General features: G+C 60.7%; 17 protein-coding genes. 6 read left to right on the top strand and 11 right to left on the bottom strand.

The features are described from left to right. Together AC097P_RS01380 and AC097P_RS01375 are read left to right on the top strand one after the other, a co-directional pair. The gene (locus AC097P_RS01380) at window positions 1-600 is read left to right on the top strand and encodes a phosphoheptose isomerase (RefSeq protein ID WP_479608571.1); all 600 of its coding nucleotides are present in this window, start codon (window positions 1-3) and stop codon (window positions 598-600) included. Next, entirely contained in the window at window positions 597-1220 is a 624-nt protein-coding gene (locus tag AC097P_RS01375; protein ID WP_479608570.1) for a BON domain-containing protein, read from the top strand. Before AC097P_RS01380 ends, AC097P_RS01375 begins: the two co-directional genes overlap by 4 nt. 67 nt (window positions 1221-1287) lie before the next feature. Here the strand turns inward: AC097P_RS01375 and AC097P_RS01370 are convergent, their stop codons facing one another. The 3 genes from AC097P_RS01370 to AC097P_RS01360 all read right to left on the bottom strand — a co-directional run bounded on the left by AC097P_RS01370 (window position 1288) and on the right by AC097P_RS01360 (window position 4669). Then, window positions 1288-2214 (bottom strand): NAD(P)-dependent oxidoreductase, encoded by a 927-nt coding sequence (locus AC097P_RS01370; protein ID WP_479608569.1) that lies wholly within the window; start codon window positions 2212-2214, stop codon window positions 1288-1290. A gap of 151 nt (window positions 2215-2365) precedes the next feature. Beyond that, window positions 2366-3502 (bottom strand): PilT/PilU family type 4a pilus ATPase, encoded by a 1137-nt coding sequence (locus AC097P_RS01365; protein ID WP_479608568.1) that lies wholly within the window; start codon window positions 3500-3502, stop codon window positions 2366-2368. 123 nt (window positions 3503-3625) lie between these two features. Continuing rightward, entirely contained in the window at window positions 3626-4669 is a 1044-nt protein-coding gene (locus tag AC097P_RS01360) for a type IV pilus twitching motility protein PilT (protein ID WP_479608567.1), read from the bottom strand. A gap of 77 nt (window positions 4670-4746) precedes the next feature. Here AC097P_RS01360 and AC097P_RS01355 point away from each other — a divergent pair, with 77 nt between their 5' ends. Then, window positions 4747-5475 carry a YggS family pyridoxal phosphate-dependent enzyme gene (locus AC097P_RS01355; RefSeq protein WP_479608566.1) on the top strand — a complete coding sequence of 243 codons (729 nt, stop codon included), beginning with the start codon at window positions 4747-4749 and terminating at the stop codon, window positions 5473-5475. Between the two features lie 61 nt (window positions 5476-5536). On the opposite strand, the gene AC097P_RS01350 is transcribed toward AC097P_RS01355, so the two are convergent. Beyond that, window positions 5537-6109: a DUF3617 domain-containing protein gene (locus AC097P_RS01350; RefSeq protein WP_479608565.1), complete on the bottom strand. Its 573-nt coding sequence runs from the start codon at window positions 6107-6109 to the stop codon at window positions 5537-5539. A gap of 111 nt (window positions 6110-6220) precedes the next feature. Between AC097P_RS01350 and AC097P_RS01345 the strand changes: the two genes are divergently transcribed. Next, window positions 6221-7186, top strand: coding sequence for an adenylate/guanylate cyclase domain-containing protein (locus AC097P_RS01345; RefSeq protein WP_479608564.1), 966 nt, complete (start codon window positions 6221-6223; stop codon window positions 7184-7186). Window positions 7187-7280: 94 nt separating this feature from the next. On the opposite strand, the gene AC097P_RS01340 is transcribed toward AC097P_RS01345, so the two are convergent. The 4 genes from AC097P_RS01340 to AC097P_RS01325 form a co-directional block, all read right to left on the bottom strand. Next, on the bottom strand, window positions 7281-9704 hold the full coding sequence (locus AC097P_RS01340; RefSeq protein WP_479608563.1) for a serine/threonine-protein kinase: 2424 nt from the start codon (window positions 9702-9704) through the stop codon (window positions 7281-7283). A 62-nt stretch (window positions 9705-9766) separates the two neighbouring features. After that, on the bottom strand, window positions 9767-10588 hold the full coding sequence (locus tag AC097P_RS01335) for a hypothetical protein (RefSeq protein ID WP_479608562.1): 822 nt from the start codon (window positions 10586-10588) through the stop codon (window positions 9767-9769). Between the two features lie 80 nt (window positions 10589-10668). Next, window positions 10669-11328, bottom strand: coding sequence for a hypothetical protein (locus AC097P_RS01330; RefSeq protein ID WP_479608561.1), 660 nt, complete (start codon window positions 11326-11328; stop codon window positions 10669-10671). A 150-nt stretch (window positions 11329-11478) separates the two neighbouring features. Further along, the gene (locus AC097P_RS01325) at window positions 11479-11955 is read right to left on the bottom strand and encodes an Lrp/AsnC ligand binding domain-containing protein (protein ID WP_479608560.1); all 477 of its coding nucleotides are present in this window, start codon (window positions 11953-11955) and stop codon (window positions 11479-11481) included. Between the two features lie 266 nt (window positions 11956-12221). Here AC097P_RS01325 and AC097P_RS01320 point away from each other — a divergent pair, with 266 nt between their 5' ends. Then, window positions 12222-15263 carry an L-glutamate gamma-semialdehyde dehydrogenase gene (locus AC097P_RS01320; RefSeq protein ID WP_479608559.1) on the top strand — a complete coding sequence of 1014 codons (3042 nt, stop codon included), beginning with the start codon at window positions 12222-12224 and terminating at the stop codon, window positions 15261-15263. 117 nt (window positions 15264-15380) lie between these two features. Here the strand turns inward: AC097P_RS01320 and AC097P_RS01315 are convergent, their stop codons facing one another. From AC097P_RS01315 to AC097P_RS01305, 3 genes are all read right to left on the bottom strand, one after another. Next, window positions 15381-15680: a hypothetical protein gene (locus AC097P_RS01315; RefSeq protein WP_479608558.1), complete on the bottom strand. Its 300-nt coding sequence runs from the start codon at window positions 15678-15680 to the stop codon at window positions 15381-15383. Window positions 15681-15907: 227 nt separating this feature from the next. Then, on the bottom strand, window positions 15908-17860 hold the full coding sequence (locus AC097P_RS01310) for an MFS transporter (protein ID WP_479608557.1): 1953 nt from the start codon (window positions 17858-17860) through the stop codon (window positions 15908-15910). A gap of 35 nt (window positions 17861-17895) precedes the next feature. Further along, on the bottom strand, window positions 17896-18747 hold the full coding sequence (locus tag AC097P_RS01305; RefSeq protein ID WP_479608556.1) for a hypothetical protein: 852 nt from the start codon (window positions 18745-18747) through the stop codon (window positions 17896-17898). Window positions 18748-18861: 114 nt separating this feature from the next. Between AC097P_RS01305 and AC097P_RS01300 the strand changes: the two genes are divergently transcribed. Then, on the top strand, window positions 18862-19593 hold the full coding sequence (locus tag AC097P_RS01300; RefSeq protein ID WP_479608555.1) for a helix-turn-helix domain-containing protein: 732 nt from the start codon (window positions 18862-18864) through the stop codon (window positions 19591-19593). The last annotated feature ends 66 nt before the right edge of the window (window positions 19594-19659 follow it).

The following is a 19659-nucleotide window of genomic DNA, read 5'->3' as shown; positions in this document are numbered from 1 at the left end:
ATGCTTGAACAACGAATTCAACAACACTTTATCGACAGCGCTGACCTCAAATACCAGTCGGCGCTGACCCTGAGCAAACCCATTGCCGCGGCAGTGCAGGCCATGTTGACCTGTGTGACCAGCGGCGGCAAAGTTTTGGCGTGTGGAAATGGGGGCTCTGCCGCAGACGCCCAGCACTTTGCGGCTGAGTTTGTGGGCCGCTTCGAGCGGGAGCGCCCCGAGCTGGGAGCCATTGCGCTGACCACCGACAGCTCTATTCTCACCGCCATCGCCAACGATTACGATTTCAACGTCATTTTTTCTCGCCAGGTGCGTGCATTGGGTTCGCCTGGAGACGTCCTTTTGGCTATCTCTACCAGCGGCAACTCGGCGAATGTTTTGGCTGCCATTGAGGCGGCCCATGCGCGCGAGATGGTGGTGGTGGGCCTGACGGGACGGGGCGGCGGCAAGATGGCCCAGTTGCTGCGCGATACAGACGTACACATCTGTGTGCCACATGAGCGCACTGCCCGCATCCAAGAGGTGCACATATTGTCTTTGCATTGCATCTGCGATGCGGTCGATGCCCAGCTATTGGGTGAACAGGAACCTGCTAAATGAAATTTTCCATACGACACACCGGCCTGGCGCTGCTCTTGCTGGGTAGCGCGCTGGGGCCTCTGACCGCCTGCGTTCCCTTGGTAATGGGCGGAGCCGTGGTAACCGGCATGGTGGCGGCCGATCGGCGCACCACCGGAACCGTGGTTGAAGACGAGGGCATCGAGCTGCGGTCCGCCAGCCGAATCCGCGAAAATCTGGGCGAACGTGGACACGTGAATGTCACGAGCTACAACCGCCAGGTCTTGTTGACTGGCGAAGTAGCGTCTGCGCAGGATAAGCAGTTGGCCGAGCAGATCGTTTCCGGAGTGGACAACGTACGCAATATCGTCAACGAACTGGTGGTATCGGGCAATTCCACGTTGACACAGCGCTCGTCCGATTCGCTGGTCACTGGTCGTGTCAAGGCGGCACTGGTCGATGCCAAAGACCTTTACTCCACAGCCTTCAAGATTACAACCGAGCGTGGCACTGTTTACGTCATGGGTCGTGTGACTGCGCGCGAAGCCGCCCGGGCCACCGAAATCATCAGCGCGACAACCGGAGTGCAGCGCGTAGTCCGCATTTTGGAAACTATCACTGAAGACGAGCTGGCCCGCATGTCGGCAACGATGTCCAGATAAGCTTCCAAGCAATCACGCAAGGCACCTTTCCCGCGCCCCCCAAAGACCCGCTCTCAGGCGGGTCTCGTTATTTCAGCCGTTTGATCAGGCTGGATGTGTCCCAGCGATTCCCGCCCATGGACTGCACGTCGGCATAGAACTGATCTACCAGAGCGGTCACGGGCAAGCGGGCGCCATTGCGTTTGGCTTCGTCCAATACAAGCCCCAGATCCTTGCGCATCCAGTCGACGGCGAATCCAAAGTCGAATGTGTCAGCCACCATCGTCTTGCCGCGGTTGTCGAGTTGCCAGCTCTGGGCCGCACCCTTGCCAATCACATCCAGTACCTGGTTCATATCGAGTCCCGCACGGTCACCGAACGCAATGGCTTCGCTCAGGCCCTGAACCAGTCCAGCTATGCAGACTTGGTTGACCATCTTTGCCAATTGACCAGCTCCACTGTCGCCCAGACGCGTGAAGGCGCGGGCGAACGCCATCCCCACTGGGCGTGCCCGGTCAAAGGCCGCCTGCTCGCCACCGCACATAACCGTCAGCATGCCGTTTTGCGCGCCGGCTTGGCCGCCGGAAACCGGGGCGTCGACGAAGTGCAGACCGCGCTGCTGCGCGGCGGTGTTGAGCTCACGGGCTATGCTGGCCGACGCGGTGGTGTGGTCCACAAAGATGGCGCCCGCTTGCATGCCGGCAAATGCACCATCGGGCCCGAGTGTGACGCTGCGCAAATCATCATCGTTGCCGACGCAGCAAAAAACGATATCGGCCTGCTGGGCTGCCTGGCGTGGCGTTGCGGCATGGGCATTTATGGAATTTTCGTTGCTAGCCCTCGCAAACTCTCCACACCATGCTATCGATTTGCTAGCGGTGCGGTTGTAGACCGTGACCTGGTGCCCGGCCAGAGCTAAGTGCCCTGCCATCGGATAACCCATCACACCCAGGCCCAGAAAGGCCACGCGGGTTGGGGGAGTGGCTTCGTAGGTTTTGCTATTGGTCGTGGGCATCGTAGAAATGGAGTCAATCGGTTAATGAATAGCGACCCGCGCAGCGGCGGAGCGTGGGGGCCGCAATTTCTCGCCGGGCCGCCCCAAGGGAAATTAACCCCCTAGGGGGGGGCAGCGACCCGCGCAGCGGCGGAGCGTGGGGGCCAGTCTGTCACATGATTGCGAAGTTCTCGGTGCCCGCAGCCAAGTCACTCGACTTGGCACGTTGGCTGTTGAGCTTGATCTGCAGGCGCAGGTCGTTGACCGAGTCCGCATTGCGCAACGCATCTTCAAAAGTGATCTGGTTCTTCTCGTACATGTCGAACAGAGCCTGGTCGAAGGTTTGCATGCCGGCTTGCCGGCTCTTCTTCATGATTTCCTTGATTTCGGTCACGTCGCCCTTGAAGATCAGGTCCGAAATCAGCGGTGAATTCAGCATGATCTCGACCGCGGCCACGCGGCCTTTGCCATCCTGCTTGGGTATCAAACGCTGGGATACCAGAGCCTTCAGATTCAATGATAGATCCATCAGCAGCTGGGCGCGGCGCTCTTCGGGGAAGAAGTTGATGATGCGGTCCAGGGCCTGATTGGCGCTGTTGGCGTGCAGTGTCGCCAGGCACAAGTGACCCGTTTCGGCAAAGGCCACCGCGTGCTCCATGGTTTCACGGTCGCGAATTTCGCCCATCAAAATCACATCGGGAGCCTGGCGCAGGGTGTTCTTCAGCGCCGCCTCCCAGCTATCGGTGTCCAGGCCGACTTCACGCTGTGTCACCACGCAGTTTTTGTGCATGTGCACAAACTCCACCGGGTCCTCAATCGTAATGATGTGGCCATAGGAGTTGTCGTTGCGCCAGTCCACCATGGCCGCCAGCGTGGTGGACTTGCCAGAGCCGGTAGCGCCCACCATGATGCACAGGCCACGCTTGGACTGGGCGATTTCCTTCAACACCTGGGGTACACCCAGGCCGTCAATGGTTGGCAGGACCATGGGAATGGTCCGCAGCACCATGCCGACTTTGCCCTGCTGGATGAAGGCGTTCACGCGAAAGCGCCCGATGCCGGGCGGCGAGATGGCGAAATTGCTCTCTTTGGTGCGCTCAAAATCCGCCACCTGCTTGTCATTCATGATCGAACGCGCAAGCGACAGGGTGTGCACACCCGTCAGCGCCTGCGGCGACACCTTGGTCACTTTGCCATCGACCTTGATCGCCGGCGGAAAGTCCCCGGTGATGAACAAATCGCTGCCGTTGCGTCCGACCATCAGCTTGAGCAGGTCATTGATAAATTTCGTGGCTTGATCGCGTTCCATAGAACACCTACCTTTCTAAATCATTACCGGAGTGTGCGCCCATTCCCGGCCGGGCCGCCCCAAGGGAAACACGGCCCCATGGGGGGCAGGGAACACACGGAGTGAGTGACCGTGGGGTCATATCTACCCTGGGAAGTTTTCCGGAATCTTGGCCTTGCCGCGTGCTTCGGCGGGGCTGATCACATTGCGCTTGACCAGCTCCGTCAGATCCTGGTCCAGTGTCTTCATGCCTACGCTGTTACCGGTCTGGATGGATGAGTACATCTGTGCCACCTTGGCCTCGCGGATCAGGTTGCGGATGGCGCTGGTGCCCAGCATGATCTCGTGGGCAGCGACGCGACCTTGGCCGTCCTTGGTCTTGCACAGCGTTTGCGAAATAACGGCCTGTAGTGATTCGGACAACATGGCGCGTACCATTTCCTTTTCATCTGCTGGGAACACGTCGATGATCCGGTCAATCGTCTTTGCCGCGCTGGAGGTGTGCAGCGTGCCGAACACCAAGTGACCGGTTTCAGCGGCCGTCATAGCAAGGCGAATGGTTTCCAGATCGCGCATTTCGCCGACCAGAATACAGTCCGGATCTTCTCGCAAAGCGGATCGCAGCGCTGCGGCAAACGACAGCGTGTGCGGCCCCACTTCGCGCTGGTTGACCAGGCACTTCTTGGACTCGTGCACAAACTCGATCGGGTCTTCCACTGTCAGGATGTGGCCGAATTCGGTCTCGTTAAGGTAGTTCACCATCGCGGCCAGCGTCGTGGATTTACCCGAGCCCGTGGGGCCAGTGACCAGCACCATGCCGCGCGGCTTCAGGGCCAAATCGCCAAAAATCTTAGGCGCATTGAGCTGCTCCAGCGACAAGATCTTGCTGGGAATGGTTCGAAACACCGCACCGGCACCGCGGTTGTGGTTGAAGGCATTGACGCGAAAACGCGCCAGGCCGTCGATCTCAAACGAAAAGTCAATCTCCAAGAATTCTTCGTAATGCTTGCGCTGGCCGTCGTTCATGATGTCGTACACCATGCCGTGCACCTGCTTGTGGTCCAGCGCCTCCACATTGATGCGGCGCACGTCGCCGTGGACCCGGATCATCGGGGGCAGGCCGGCTGACAAGTGCAAGTCGGAAGCCTTGTTTTTGACGCTGAACGCCAGTAGTTGGGTAATGTCCACGGAGTTTCCCCTAGTCAGTTGGGGACAGAGCTGAAGGTCTGTCCCGCAAGTTCTTCGTTTGTTACGCTAGACTGATTATGACTATGATTGCCGAGAATCTCCATCACGTTCGAACCCGACTTGCACACGCTTGCACGCAGGCCGGGCGGGCAGCGGATGCCGTGGCCTTGCTTGCGGTTTCCAAGACCTTCGGCGCGGATGCGGTTGCACAGGCCCACGCAGCCGGGCAGACAGCCTTTGGCGAAAACTACATCCAGGAGGCAGTGGAAAAAATCCAGGCATTGCGCCAGCTGCCGTTAGAGTGGCACTGCATTGGCCCCATCCAGAGCAACAAGACGCGGCTGGTGGCCGAACACTTCGATTGGGTCCACACGATCGACCGGCTGAAGATTGCCCAACGCCTGAGCGAGCAGCGGCCCGCGCATCTGGAGCCGTTGCAGGTATGTATTCAAGTCAATGTGGATGGGGGAGCCAACAAGTCCGGTGTGGCGGTATCAGAAGCCTTGGGCTTGGCCCAAGCGGTCGCCGCCTTGCCCCGGTTGCGTCTGCGTGGATTGATGTGCATCCCCGAGCCTGCTCCTGATTTTATAGCTGCTTGCGCGCTCTACACGAGGGCTACAGCCCTATTCGATACTTTGAAAGCAGCCCAAATGCCATTGGATACTCTGTCCATGGGCATGAGCGCAGACCTGGAGGCCGCCATCGCCAGCGGCTCTACGATGGTGCGTGTGGGCAGCGCGATCTTCGGGGATCGACATCCCCCACGCTCCACCGCTGCGCGGGTCGCTGCCCCCCAAAGGGGCTGACCCGCCTTGGGGGCGGCCCGGCGGCGGGTCGCGTGTCTTGCTCGGCCCGCCGCTACATCGTTTACTTCTTCGGCATCTCAATCGGCCTGACCGCACCACAATCGCCGCCCAGCCAACGGCCGTCGGTTTGCATGTCCATCTTGGTCGGCTGGCCTTTGACGAGGCTGGTGGACGTCATTTTCATGCTGTAAGCCTCACGGCTGGTGAAAGTGAACTGGCCCTCGCCACTGCTGGGAGGCTTGGTGCAGACAAACGCGAACTGCATGGTGTTTCCGCTTCGCGGGCTATTGGTTTGCGTGCAATCGGTTTGGTTGTGATTGGGGTTGCGGACCGACATCTCGTTGCGTTCGACCATCTCCTGCGTCAGGCAGATCTTGATGCTCATGCCGCCCGCGCCATTGCTACCCATCTGCACGCCGCGTTTGGCCATCATGTCCTGCATCATCTTGCGCTGCTCGGGGGGCATGCTTTCCATCTGCTTTTGCGCTTGGGCCATCGCTTCGGCCATTTCACTGGAGCCGCCGCCATGCATCTGCGTGCTGATTTCCCATAGGCCGGGTTTCATCGTTTGAGCACTGGCGTAGCCCGCAGTGGCTGCCAGCAGGAGCGTTGCGATACCAAGTTGCACTTTCATGTTTTCCCCTTAAAACGGCGATTGTGGCAAAGCTTGCTCCGTTTGGGAATGGGCCAGCTGGTATTCGCCCGCCTTTGCGGGCAATCACTGTATAGAATTGCTGCCAAGCCTATGGCCAACACAGACCCACATCACTTTGCCCCCGGAGAGACCGTGCTTGCCGGTATCTCCAGCCCTGTGTCGGTGCGCCCTACAGCCAATCTGGCAGTCCTGTTTGCCGATGTGGTGGGCAGCACCAAACTGTATGACAGGTTCGGCGATACGACGGCCAAGCAGATGATTGACGACTGCCTGGCGGTTTTGCGAAGCGTGGCAGTGCAATACGGCGGCCGCGTCGTCAAGACCATCGGCGACGAGATCATGTGTGTGCTGCCCAGTGCCGACGCCGGTTGCCTGGCTGCCACCGACATGCACCACAAGATTACGGCCTTGCCCGAGGTTTCCCAGGTCAAGCGCAGCGTGCGCATAGGCTTTCACTTCGGTCCGGTCATTGAAGAGAACGGTGACGTCTTCGGCGATACGGTCAATGTGGCGGCCCGCATGGCCGGGCTGGCCAAGGGCGCCCAGATCATCACGACCGGCGCCACCGTGGCCTGCATGTCGCACATGCTTCAACTGTCCACGCGCAATATCGCGGCTCTGGCGGTCAAGGGTAAGGGCGATGATGTCGCGGTCAGCGAGGTCATCTGGCAGGGCGGTGAGGAGCTGACCATGACCACCTCGTCGCTGGCCTACACCAGCAAGACCGTATCGCTGCGCCTGGAGCACTGCATGCAGGACCGCGCCTGGGTTGTGGACACCGCCCACGCCTCCTTTGTGCTGGGGCGGGACGCCAGTTGCGATATTGTCATTGCCGATCGCAATGCCTCGCGCCAGCATGCCCGCATCGAATGCCGGCGGGACAAGTTTTTCCTCATTGACCAAAGCACCAATGGTACGTCGGTCGTCATTGCCGATGAGGCTGAAGTGCTGTTGCGGCGCGAAGAAATCATGTTGCGTGGCAGGGGTCGCATCGGCTTTGGGCGGTCCGTGAAGCTCCCCGACTCCGAGTTTGTGACCTTCACGATCCTCGGGTAAGGCTGCGCACCCAACGCTGGGCCGCTGTGCAGGTCGCGGCCCCCCCCCAAGTGGCTAGTTTTCCCCTGCGGGCTGGGCGCTTTCGCGGCGGAGGTCAGGTGGTTTTGCTGGCCAGCTTGCCACGCGCTCCAGGTGCACTCTGCAATCCGGCCGGTGGCAGGGCATCGAGCTTGCTGCGTACAGCAGACTCGGAGCAGGCCGCTGAGAAGCTCACATTGACATCCGCACCATTGGAGCCGGCCAGCGCAAAGCAGGCCTGGCCCATCTTGGTATTCAGCGGTTTGAGCACGCCCTCATTGATCAGCTCGCTGGCATTGCCGTCGGCCAACTGCAGCTGGTACTGGCCATTGTCGGACGTCGATTGGGCGTCCAGCACCTGGCGGAAGCCCCGCAACTCGCGCAGCAGCAGCTTGGCACTTTGCTTGTCGGGCAGGCCGGCAATGTTCAGGTTGACTTTTTGGGCGTTGAAATTGAAGTGTTCAAGGAAGAAGTTTTTGGAAAACTCATCGCCGACCATCTTGCCGATCTCCGACAGCGCCAGGTCTTCCGAACCCCAGCTTTTGCCCGTGGGGTTGACGGTGTTCAGGTAGACCTCTTCGCCAGTCGCTTTGTCGATGGCCTTGACGGTCCATGAGGTCAGCGCCGTCTTGCTGATGGTCAGCCCCGATGCCGGCAGCTTGGCAGACAAGACTTTGAGCTTGACCTCACCCTCGATTTGAAAGTCCGACGGCTGCACCTTGGCACCGGCCTTGACCTCGCCATCGGCCGACCAGACCCGGAAACCAAAGGACTTGATGCGTTCCTTGACCACATTCTCGGCCACCATGGAGCGCTCGGCAGGCAGGGCCTGCGTGGTGTCTGCATTGCGAATGGCCATCAGGATGGATACCTTGGGGTCACCATTGTTGCGGATGAATTCGATGCGCTCGTCCTTGGACAACTGGTTGAGTGACTTCTGCACGTCACGCACACGCACCACTGCCCGGGCCTCGGTCTCTACCAGGCCGTCCTTGCCGGTGGCGGCAGCGCCTTCCTGGATGACGGTCTTGATGAAGGCGTTGGGCTGCGACAAAAGCTTGCGATCCAGCACCGCATAGTTCTTGTTGATGGAGTCCTTTTCCACATACAGGGCGACGGCTTTTTCGACCAGCTGGCGCATGGCGTCCGCGCGCGATTCGCTTTGCGCGGCATTTGCATCGCCATTGAAACGGGCGTCCTTGGGGTCCACTAAGCCAATGGCGCTGATGACCATGGTGCCCGGCTCCAGCGCAATGTCGGTGGGCGCAGGCGTTGCCGCAGAGGGAATGGTTGCCGCCGCCGATGTTACGTTGCCGCTGCTGTTGTTCGCCTGTTGCGACATGGCAGGGTTGCCGCCGTCTGCTGGTTTGCCGCGAGTGGCCATATAGCCACCGCCACCCACAATTACCGCTCCCACTACGGCTACTGCCGCAATCAGGGCAGCATTGGATTTGCTTTTGGCAACCGCGGCAGGAGTCGTTACGGCAGATTGCTCCCACACAGGCGGTGGGCTGGCCTTGGAGCCTGGGTTAGCCAAAGGCTGCGGCGGCATGCTCAGCGCGGTGCGATCCGGGTCCGCTGCAGCTGCGGCCGCCGTTGCACTACCACCGATGGCGTTGGCTGGTGCCGCGCTCAGCGTGGTCTTGATGGCCTGCGCAAACTCCTGCGCGGTCTGGTAACGATCGTCCGGGTTCTTGGCCATGGCCTTGCGCACGACCACGTCAAAAGCCGCAGGCAGGGCCACGTTCAGCAGCGAGGGTGCCAAGGGCTCCTCGTGCAGCACCTTGTACATGATGGTCGTGGAGTTTCCGGTGAAGGGCTTCTCGCCAGTGAGGAACTGGTACAGGATGACGCCGCAGGAAAAGATGTCGCTGCGTCCATCCACCGGCTGCCCCATGAACTGCTCGGGCGACATATAGGCCGGTGTGCCCATCACGGTGCCAACCTGGGTCAACTCGGACTTCTCGACGCGTGCAATGCCAAAGTCGGCAACCTTGACCTTGCCGTTTGCCAGCACGATCAGGTTGGCGGGTTTCATGTCGCGGTGCACGACGCCGTTGGCATGGGCGTGGGCCAGCGCGTCCAGGATCTCGCCCATCAGGCGCTCTACGTCTTTGAGGGCAAAGCGCTCATTGGCCTCGAAGAACTCGCGCAGTTCCTTGCCCTTGACAAACTCCATCGCAATAAAGGCGACGCGTTGGCGCGCCTTGTCTGCTGCTTCGCCAGCCACCATGGTGTGGTCGTCGTCTACGACCACTTCGCCGTAGTCGTAGACCGCGACGATGCCGGGGTGGTTCAGCCGGCCGGCGGCCTGCGCCTCGCGCTTGAAGCGTGCCAGCACGTTGCCGGCTTCGTCCACGCTGAGCTGCTGCGGCAGTATGGTCTTGATGGCGACCGTGCGCTCTATGACCGGGTCGAAACCCTCATAGACGATGCCCATCGCACCCTTGCCCAACTCGCGGCGGATGGCGTATTTGCCAAGTTTGGTGAGATTGGTCATGGTGTGGTGTGCAGCGAAGGACGGAAGGCGAAGGGCGTGGAGGCCATGCGTGTAGCGTGTGTTTACTTGAGTTTGGCGTCAATGTCCCAGACCAGGGTTTGCACGAGGCGCTGGACCATGGTGTCCAGACCCACGCCGCCCTTGGCCGAGCTGGATACACCCAGCACGCTGGTACCGGTGGCGCCGACTTCCATCTTCAGGTCCTTGTAGCCCTGCGCGACCTGCTCGGTGGTGTTGGCGTCCATGATCTTGTAACGCATGCCAATCAGCCATACGCCGGTGGAGTCACCGGTCTGTACGGAGCCGGTCACCGAGCCTGCAACCGATGTTGCAACACTGCCGCCAAAGGCTGAGAGCAGTCCACCAATCGCGCGGCCGTCGAAACCCTTTTGGTTCTGGGCAATCTGCTCGGCCTTCAGGATGTCGAACTTGACGATCCACTTCGTGGTCTTGAGCTTGCCCATCTGCATGGTCTTGCGCGCTGCAGCCGGGTCACCCAGGTTGTAGGCCAGCGAAATCTCATTCATCAGCGGGCCCAGGTTGGTGCGCTCCAGCACGCCAAAGTTGGCGTTGGACAATTCCAGTTCCGCAAAGTCGGCAATGTTGTTCGGCAAGAAGCGCTGCGTGAACGTCGCGTTGTTGCTCTTGATTTCGCCGGGGATGACGACCAGTGCTGGGCCGCGCACATTGCGGTTGGTGTACTGCACCTCTTGGTAAGCGGCGGCATCCGCGGCGGCATTGGCCTGGTTGGATGTGGAAGTGCCAGCGGTGGGCGATGGATTGCCAAAAGTGGGCTGTGCCTGCACGGCGCTACCCAGTGCGCAGAGAATCAGCAGGGCGGAAACAGCTGCGCCCCGGGCGGTGTTGTTGAAACGTTGGCTCATCGACATAACTCCAAAAATAGAAATCTGACTGCACCCACTGCCTTGTTGGGCCGTAGCGTACACACTACCAAAAGCAGTGGCTAGCCGCCAATGCGGCAATAGTCACTGTACAACTGCGCGACCACTGCGTCGGCCTTCTCGTTGATCAGGGTCAGGGCCATGCCTGACGTGTCCATGCCCGCGTAGCTGGCATTCTCGGCACTGGCCTGCGCCACCGTTCGGCCACTGGCGTCGGTCAGCGTGAAGTTCATGCGGATGTTGACCTGGTTGACGCGCACGATCCGGTTATACGCCGTTTCGCTGGAGATCAATCCGCGCAGGATGTACTGGGCCGACAGGCGTTTGGATGCGCTTAAAGCGGCATCCGGGTCGTTTTTGAAATACGCATCGATCTCAGCCTGTGCTACCTGCGCCTTGATCTGCGCCTGGGTCACAGTCTTCAGGCCCATGCGCTGCAGGCGGGCGTTGAGTGCATCGAAATGGCCGCCGTAGCTGGACTGGGCTGCCTGGATGTAGCCATCGCGGCTTTCACCAATCAGCACCATGACCTTCTGGTTCTTGATCTTGCTGCGGCAGGGGCTGGCCAGTATGGCTTGTACCCTGGCCTGGGTTTCCGCTTCGCGCTGCTGGTCGGCGTTGTCTTCGTTGGAGAACTTGAAGCCTTGTGCAGATACCCCGCAACTCAGGGTGGCTGCTGCAAACAAGACAAACAGTGCATGGCGCATAAAGTGGTGGTCCAAGTGTGGAGCAAAGCGTTGTTATAGGCCTATTGGGCCTAACGCGGTAGCACTTTTTGAGGGTGCTGGGGTTTTCCCTTGAACAAATTATAGGGAGCGGGGTTGGGTCGTTGTATCAGACATGTATCAGTTCGCACGCGCGTGTACGGGTGCCTAAAACAAGCTTAGTTGCGTGGTGTTTTTGACTTCTTCCATCACAGGGTAGGTGCGTGTTTCGCGCACGCCAGGCAGTTGCCACAGCACGGTGCCGGCAAAGTCGCGGTAGGCGGCCATGTCGGCCATGCGGGTCTTGAGCAGGTAGTCAAAACCGCCGGCCACCATGTGGCATTCCATGATTTCACCGCGCACTTGCACGGCGGCTTTGAAGGCTTCGAACACGTTGGGGGTGGTGCGGTCCAGCAGCACTTCTACAAACACCATCATGCCGGCACCAAGCTTCAGCGGATTGAGCCTTGCCTCGTAGCCGAGGATGTAGCCGTCTTTGGTGAGTCTTTGGACCCTGGCCAAAACTGCGGTGGGGGACAAAGACACGGTCTCTGCCAGCTTGAGGTTGGAGACGCGGCCGTCTTCCTGCAGGCAGGTCAGGATTTTGAGGTCTATGCGGTCTAGGTCTGTTGGGTTGTTTGCCATGGTTGTTTGTTTTTGTGGGCGCGGTTGGGGCGTGGGCGGCCGCTGTGTGTTTTGCTCCGTGTCCCCCGCCCGCTGCGCGGGCTCCTCCTTTACCTGCGCAAAACACACAGCGGCCGCCCACGCCCAAACCGGTCAGTTGGATGTTTCACTATTTCAATTGCAAATTTTAGTGAGAAATTGCAGTCGTATTCAACGAACATAGCTACATCATCAGTTCGATGGCGTGAAATCAGTCCATCTAGCAAGTAAACCACCAGGAGCCTCCCATGCCCGTCACGCAACGTCTGCCTTTCCCCTACCGTCCCGAGGCTGAAGTCGTAGCCCGCCACTTGCAGACCGTGAGCCAGGCTTTGGATTGGGCAGATGCTGCGCGCTCTGCCGCGCCTTGGGTGCGGGCCGTGCGCGACAACCCGCCTCCGTTCTGGGCCATGGAAAGCCTGCTGAAGGAATACCCTATCTCCAGCGCCGAGGGCCTGGCCCTGATGCGGCTGGCCGAAGCGCTGTTGCGTGTGCCGGATGCCGAGACCGCCATTGCGTTGACGGCTGATCAGCTGGGCCGCGCCGACTTTGACGGAAGCGGCGACAAAGTGTTGGCGCGGCTGTCCAGCACCGCCATTGCGCTGTCCAAACACTTCCTGCCGGGCGCGGCCGACAGCAATGCCAAGAGCGAGCCCGGGCTGATGGGTAAATTGGGTGCCAAAACGGTAGTGGCTGCTACGCTGCGCGCCGTCCAGTTGCTGGGCCGCCAGTTTGTGTTGGGCCAAAACATGAAAGAGGCGCAGCGCGAGGCCGACAGCGCCCGCAAGCATGCCAATCTGACCTTCTCGTACGACATGCTGGGCGAGGGTGCGCGCACCGACGAAGATGCACTGCGGTATTTGCAGAGTTATTCGAATGCTATTGATTCCATAGCTGCTCACGCGCGCCAGACGGGGCCTCTGGAGCAAAATGACGGTATCTCCATCAAGCTGAGCGCACTTCACCCACGTTACGAAGATGCCCACAGCGCGCGTGTCATGGCCGAACTGGTGCCCCGCGTCTGGGGCCTGTGCCAGCGTGCCGCGGCCGCCAATATCAACCTGACGGTGGACGCAGAAGAGGTGGACCGGCTGGAGTTGTCGCTGGAGCTGTTTGAAGCGTTGGTCGCCAAGGTCGCCGAGCACCATCCCAAATGGGGCGGCTTTGGCCTGGCCATGCAGGCCTACCAGACCCGGTCGCTGGACCTGATTGGCCACATCGTCGGCCTCGCGCGCCGCTACAAGGTGCGCCTGATGTGCCGCCTGGTCAAAGGCGCGTATTGGGATGCCGAGATCAAGCGCGCCCAGGAGTTTGGCCTGCCGCACTATCCGGTGTTCACGCACAAGCACCACACCGACGTTTCGTACTTGGCCTGCGCCAGCGCTTTGCTGGCAGCGCCGGATGCGGTCTACCCCCAGTTCGCCACGCACAACGCGGCCACCATTGCCGCTATCCTGCAAATGGGTGCCAAGACCGGCGCCAAGTTTGAGTTGCAGCGACTGCACGGCATGGGCGAGGGCGTGTACCGCGAAGTGCTGAAGAACCCGCTGGTCACCTGCCGCGTCTATGCCCCGGTGGGCGCACACCGCGACTTGCTGGCCTACCTGGTGCGGCGCCTGTTGGAGAACGGTGCCAACTCCTCGTTTGTACACCAGCTGGCCGATGAGTCGGTGGGCATGCAGGAGCTGTTGATCTCGCCGCTGCGCCTGGAGCCGCATTCCAGCCTGCCGCTGCCGCCTGTCCTGTTTGGTGCACACGCCGGCGCCCGCAAGAACAGCACCGGGCTGGACCTGACCGTGCCGACGATGCGCGAGCCGCTGATGGCCGCGCTGACTAGTACCACCGTGCCCGTGGTGCCGGAGTTCAACACCCAGAACACCCCCAGCGCCTTTGCCGCCGCCCACGCCAGTTACAAGCAGTGGAGCAAGACCGCAGTGTCTGAGCGCGCCACCATCTTGCGCCGCGCTGCCGACTCCATGCTTGAGCAGACGCCTGTCTTCTGCGCGCTGTTGGTTAAGGAAGCCCACAAGACGTGGGGCGATGCCGTCAGCGAAGTCCGCGAGGCGGTCGACTTCTTGCGCTACTACGCCGATGAAGCCGAGCGCATCATGCAACCGGTGGCCATGCCCCAGGTCCATGGCGCACCGCCCATGTTGTCCAGTTACGCCTTTGGCGTGACCGGCGAGACCAATACGCTGTCGCTGACCGCACGCGGTGTGTGGGTCTGCATCAGCCCATGGAACTTCCCGCTGGCCATTTTTGTAGGCCAGGTCGCAGCGGCACTGGCCACTGGAAACACCGTGCTGGCAAAGCCCGCCGAACAAACCTCGGGCGTGGCCCAAGTCGCTGTACAGCTGATGCATGCGGCCGGTGTGCCCACGGATGCCTTGCAACTGATGCATGGCGCGGGGGAAACCGTCGGCGCAGCGCTCGTCGCCCAACCCGGCGTGGCCGGCGTGGTGTTCACCGGCTCTACGCAGGTCGCGAAGATCATCAACCGCGCATTGGCCGCCAAAGACGGCGCGATTGTCCCGCTGATCGCCGAGACCGGCGGCATCAACGCCATGGTGGTCGACTCGTCCGCGCTGCCCGAGCAGGTGGTCGATGCGGTCGTGCAAAGCGCCTTCCGCAGCGCTGGCCAACGCTGCTCCGCGTTGCGCCTGTTGTGTGTGCACGAGGGAATAGCCGATGGTGTCATCGCCATGCTCAAGGGCGCCGCCAGTGAACTGGTGGCTGGCGACACGGCCGACCTGGCCACCGACGTGGGCCCGGTCATCGACGCGGAGGCGTATGACAACATCCAGAAGCACATCCAGCGCCTGCGCCTTGAGTCAAAAGTGCTTCTAGCCCCCGCAGAATCTGATCAAGACGCTACTAAAACAGTAGCAAATCTGATTGCGCCCCATGCTTTCGAGGTGAACAGCATTGCCGACGTCAAGGCCGAAATCTTCGGCCCGGTGCTGCAAGTGGTGCGCTGGGGCGGCGACCCGGCCGACATCATCGCCCAGGTGAACGCTCTGGGCTATGGCCTGACCTGCGGCATCCAGACCCGCATCGACAGCCGCGCCCAGGCCCTGGCCCACGCCGCCCACGTGGGCAACATCTACATTAACCGCAACATGATTGGCGCCGTGGTCGGCGTGCAGCCTTTTGGCGGTGAAGGCTTGAGCGGCACCGGGCCCAAGGCCGGCGGCCCGCACTACCTGTATCGTTTTTGCGCGGAGCAAACGATTACTGTCAATACGACAGCAGCGGGGGGAAATGCAGCGCTGCTGGCAAGCGCCCACTGAAATTTACCTTTGGAGAGGGCGTGCGGTTAGGTGGCGGTTGCTCGGCGAGATTTTCGACCCGAGCAACCAAGCGGAAATCAGTATCGATAAACCAATTCAACGGCGCGCTCAGACCATTCATTCCAACTTATCCTCAAAGGTCTTTAGCGCTTTCATCACGGCTATGTCCTTGGAGTAGCGGCGCCGCAGTGCTGCTAGTTTCCTATCTGTTCCAGCGCAATAGATGTCGATGCTGTCGTTTACAAACGTCTGCCTCTCTTTACGTTCGGAAGTGTTGCCTTCCACTGGCTCGCCGATAAAGTGCTCACACGTTTTGCGTTCAAGGATGAACGAACGCACTTCATTGGGTAACTGGCCGTTATCGGCGAGAAGGGGAAGAGTAACAAGAGCGAGGCTAATCGCAACTATGGTTCTCATGCCACTGAACTCTGTATAGTGAAAAACATTCGAACTATTTTAGTAACTGCGAGATCGGCCGGCCATGGTTTTTCCTGTGCGTGAAGTACAGCACTGCCTGCATTTCGACAAACCCAGAAAATTTCCTGCCGAGAAATCTAGACTCCATCTAGAGAATTCCTGAAATTTCGGGTGCCTGCTGCTCCGCCCCCTGTATTCAAACACCATTTTCAGGCTGCAAGAGAACTCTAAGCCCCAAGCAACTGCTGCACCCGCTGTTGCAGTAGCGCCGGCTGTACGTCTTGCGGTGCCACGGGGGCTCCCACGTTCAGCCCCACCGAGCTCCACAGCCCGCGCCGGAAGGGCTTCACCATCGCGTTACCTTTTTCCACCCGGCTGAAAAACGAGCCCCACAGATTGGTCAAGGCCATCGGCACGACCGGCACAGTCAAACCCTGCTGCGCGGTGCGCTCCAGGATCTTCATGATGCCGCCCTTGAACTCCTGCAGCGTGCCATCGCGGGTCAGCCCGCCTTCGGGGAAGATGCACAGCAGATCACCCTCTGCCAGCACCTTGGCGGCGGCGTCAAACGCTGCTTCGTAGGCGGCAGGGTCTTGTGCACGCGGCGCAATCGGAATCGCCTTGGCCAAGCGGAACAGCCAGCCCAGCACCGGCACCTTGAAGATGTTGTGGTCCATGATGAAGTAGATGGGCCGGGGGCTGGCCGCCATCAGCAGCACGGCATCAACAAAGCTCACGTGGTTGCACACCAGGATGGCGGCCCCCTGCGTAGGGATGTTTGCGTCGCCCTTGACCTTGAAGCGGTAGATGAAATGCGACAGCACCCAGGCCACGAAACGCAGCAGGTATTCGGGCACCAGCATGAAGATGTAGAACGCCACCACTGCATTGGCCAGCCCGGTGAACAAAAATATTTGCGGGATGGTGAAGCCGCTTTTGAGCAGCGCACCGGCAATCACCGAGCTGCCGATCATGAACAGCGCGTTCAAAATATTGTTGGCCGCGATGATGCGGGCGCGGTGCGTGGCCTGGCTGCGCAACTGGATCAGTGCATACATGGGCACGCTGTACAGGCCGGCAAACAGGGAGAGCAGGGCCAGGTCGGCCATTACGCGCCAGTGTGCGGGCTGGGCCATAAACGCGGACAGGCCCATGATCTCCGAGGCGGGCAGGCCGTTGGACGCAAAGTACAAATCCACCGCAAACACGCTCATGCCGATGGCGCCCATGGGTACCAGGCCGATTTCCACATGGCGCTTGCTTAGCACCTCGCACAAGAGTGAGCCGGTGCCAATGCCGATGGAGAACACCACCAACAGCAGCGACGCCACCTGTTCATTGCCATGCAGCACTTCCTTGGCCAGGCTGGGGAACTGGCTCAAAAATACGGCGCCGAAGAACCACATCCAGCTGATGCCCAGCAGCGAGCGGAACACGACCAGGTTGCCATGCGCGAGTTTGAGGTTGCGCAGGGTTTCGCTGATGGGGTTCCAGTTGATCTTCAAGCCGGGGTCAGTGGCAGGCGCAGGGGGGATATACCCAGCAATGACACGGCCGACCAACGCCATCGCCACGCAGGCAAACGCCACTGTCTGGTGGCCCACGCTGGGAATGGCTACCAACAGGCCGCCGACTACATTGCCCATCAGAATGGCCACAAACGTACCCATCTCCACCATGCCGTTACCACCGGTCAGTTCGCGCTCGTTCAGCACCTGGGGCAATAGCGCAAATTTGACCGGACCAAACAGCGTGGAGTGCACGCCCATCAAAAACGTGCAGAGCAAGAGCACGGCCACCTGGTCGGCGACAAAGCCGTAGGCGGCAATCGCCATGATGACGATCTCCAGGTTCTTGACGAAGCGGATCATCAGCGTCTTGTCGTACTTGTCGGTCAGCTGCCCGGCTGTGGCCGAGAACAGCAGAAAGGGCAGTATGAACAGCGCACCGATCGCCAGGCCCGCCATGGCCGGCGGCAACCAGCCCACGCTGAGCTGGTAGGTCACCATCACCGTGAAGGCGAACTTGAATAAATTGTCGTTCGCGGCACCGGCAAACTGCGTCCAGAAGAAGGGCGCAAAGCGGCGCTGGCCGAGCAGCGCAAACTGGTTGGGGTGGGCGTCGTGGTCGGCCGGACCGCTGGCTGTGGCCGCTGCAGGATTCAGGGTTTCGGTGTTCACAGGGTTTCCTCGGGTCGGTTGTTGTTGTGCGTAACTTAAGTCCGGACCGCCGTGCGCGACCATGCGCGGGCCTGAGCGGGCCTGAGCGGGCCTGAGCGGGCCTGAGCGGGATTTTCACCATTTTGCATGACGGCGATGACCGGCCAGGCTGCCATGGCCGCGGCGATGTGTTTCAGGCTGTGGCCCGATACCCAGCCCTGGGTCAATGCCAGGACGTGGTGGTCGCCAAGCTCCAGTACCTTGGCCAGCACGTACCACGCAATCACGGATGCCAAGGCGATACCCCAGGCACCGATCAGCGGCCTGCGCAGTGCCAGCACCACCACCAACAGCATGCCGCCTCCCTGCAATACGGACCATGGAAGCAGATTGCCGGTGATGGCCCATGTGCCAACTGCGACGGGGCCAAGCGCCAGCACCGCGCCGGCCGTCCACTGGCCCGCCCATGCGCTGATGCGGTCGGCGGCGGCCAGGCCCATCAGGCCGGCAAAAGGCACCAGCATACCCATGCGGTCAACCAGCAGGCCAGCATCGTCGGGTTGCAGGTGGTAGTAGCCCGAGCACAGCGTGGTGATGATCAGCCCGGCAAAGAACAGCAGGGCCAACGGTTGCTGGGCGTCGCACGGCAATTGCACGGCATAGCCCACGCGGCGGGCCAGCGGCCTTTGCCACCCACGCAGGCGGAGCAGGCCCCAGACACCCAGCAGCGCAAAGGGTAGGTTGCTCAACACGTCCATCGCATGGGGCAGGCCCCACAGCGTGCGCTGGTCGGCAAAGGCGTGGTAATGGTCGTACTGCGCCACAGCAGGGCCGAGGCAGGCCACGGCTATGGCCAAGACCAGCGCGACCACCAGGCCGGTTTCAGAACGTGTCAGTGGTATTTTCATCAGCAACTCCAGAGGGTAAGAAGGCGCCAGTGTGTTGTGCAGGGGCACAACGGCGCCATCAATTCCTGATACAAGCTTGCGTTCGGGTACGAAAAGTATTAATAATCGATACCTATGAGCACCACCGCCGACCTCGTATCCGCACTGAAGCACGAGCTGAAGTCCGCCCACATGACCTATGCCGACCTCGCCGCCGCGATGGGCATGGCTGAATCCAGCATCAAACGCATGCTGGCCAAGGGGGACATGCCGCTGTCGCGCATAGACGCAATCTGCCGGGCATTGAAAATCGACTTTGCCGATCTGGCGCGCCGCGTGGCCGACGCGCAGCCGCTGCTGGCGCAACTGACGCAGGAGCAGGAGCGGGCCGTGGTGGCCGACAAGAAGCTGCTGCTGGTGGCGATTTGTGTGCTCAGCCAGTGGACGCTGGAGCAGGTGGTGTCCGCCTACCGCCTGACGGAGGCGGAGTGCATTGGCTACCTGGCGCAGCTGGACCGCATTGGCATCATCGAACTGCGCCCGCTGAACCGCTACCGCCTCAAGTTAGCCAAGACTTTCCGCTGGCGTCCGCATGGCCCGGTCATGGATTACTTCCGCGACAACGCGCTGCTGGACTATTTTTCTGGTGATTTTGATGGCGACGGGGAAGGTCTGCTGCTGGTGCACGGGTCGATCAGCCGTGCCTTGGCGCCATCCTTCAGGGAGCGCATGCAACGCGTGGCGCAAGACTTTGCGCAGCAACACCTGGCAGACCAGAAGTTGCAGGAGAAAGACCGCCAGGGCTACACGCTGCTTCTGGCCATGCGCAGCTGGGAGTTCGAAGCCTTTGCTGCACTGCGCCGTTAATTGCTATCAAAAAATGAGCTGGTCACGCGCGCCGGACGAGGGCTAGCGCCCCATTCTCTAAATGCA

This window comes from Rhodoferax sp. ZS1R8, assembly GCF_056521325.1.
This window is presented reverse-complemented; position numbering and strand designations above follow the sequence as displayed.

Excerpts from the sequence above, each read along its gene's own strand:
- AC097P_RS01380 (WP_479608571.1), top strand. The coding sequence starts at position 1 with ATGCTTGAACAACGAATTCAACAACACTTTATCGACAGCGCTGACCTC.
- AC097P_RS01375 (WP_479608570.1), top strand. The coding sequence starts at position 597 with ATGAAATTTTCCATACGACACACCGGCCTGGCGCTGCTCTTGCTGGGT.
- AC097P_RS01370 (WP_479608569.1), bottom strand. The coding sequence starts at position 2,214 with ATGCCCACGACCAATAGCAAAACCTACGAAGCCACTCCCCCAACCCGC.
- AC097P_RS01365 (WP_479608568.1), bottom strand. The coding sequence starts at position 3,502 with ATGGAACGCGATCAAGCCACGAAATTTATCAATGACCTGCTCAAGCTG.
- AC097P_RS01355 (WP_479608566.1), top strand. The coding sequence starts at position 4,747 with ATGACTATGATTGCCGAGAATCTCCATCACGTTCGAACCCGACTTGCA.
- AC097P_RS01350 (WP_479608565.1), bottom strand. The coding sequence starts at position 6,109 with ATGAAAGTGCAACTTGGTATCGCAACGCTCCTGCTGGCAGCCACTGCG.
- AC097P_RS01345 (WP_479608564.1), top strand. The coding sequence starts at position 6,221 with ATGGCCAACACAGACCCACATCACTTTGCCCCCGGAGAGACCGTGCTT.
- AC097P_RS01340 (WP_479608563.1), bottom strand. The coding sequence starts at position 9,704 with ATGACCAATCTCACCAAACTTGGCAAATACGCCATCCGCCGCGAGTTG.
- AC097P_RS01335 (WP_479608562.1), bottom strand. The coding sequence starts at position 10,588 with ATGAGCCAACGTTTCAACAACACCGCCCGGGGCGCAGCTGTTTCCGCC.
- AC097P_RS01325 (WP_479608560.1), bottom strand. The coding sequence starts at position 11,955 with ATGGCAAACAACCCAACAGACCTAGACCGCATAGACCTCAAAATCCTG.
- AC097P_RS01320 (WP_479608559.1), top strand. The coding sequence starts at position 12,222 with ATGCCCGTCACGCAACGTCTGCCTTTCCCCTACCGTCCCGAGGCTGAA.
- AC097P_RS01315 (WP_479608558.1), bottom strand. The coding sequence starts at position 15,680 with ATGAGAACCATAGTTGCGATTAGCCTCGCTCTTGTTACTCTTCCCCTT.
- AC097P_RS01305 (WP_479608556.1), bottom strand. The coding sequence starts at position 18,747 with ATGAAAATACCACTGACACGTTCTGAAACCGGCCTGGTGGTCGCGCTG.
- AC097P_RS01300 (WP_479608555.1), top strand. The coding sequence starts at position 18,862 with ATGAGCACCACCGCCGACCTCGTATCCGCACTGAAGCACGAGCTGAAG.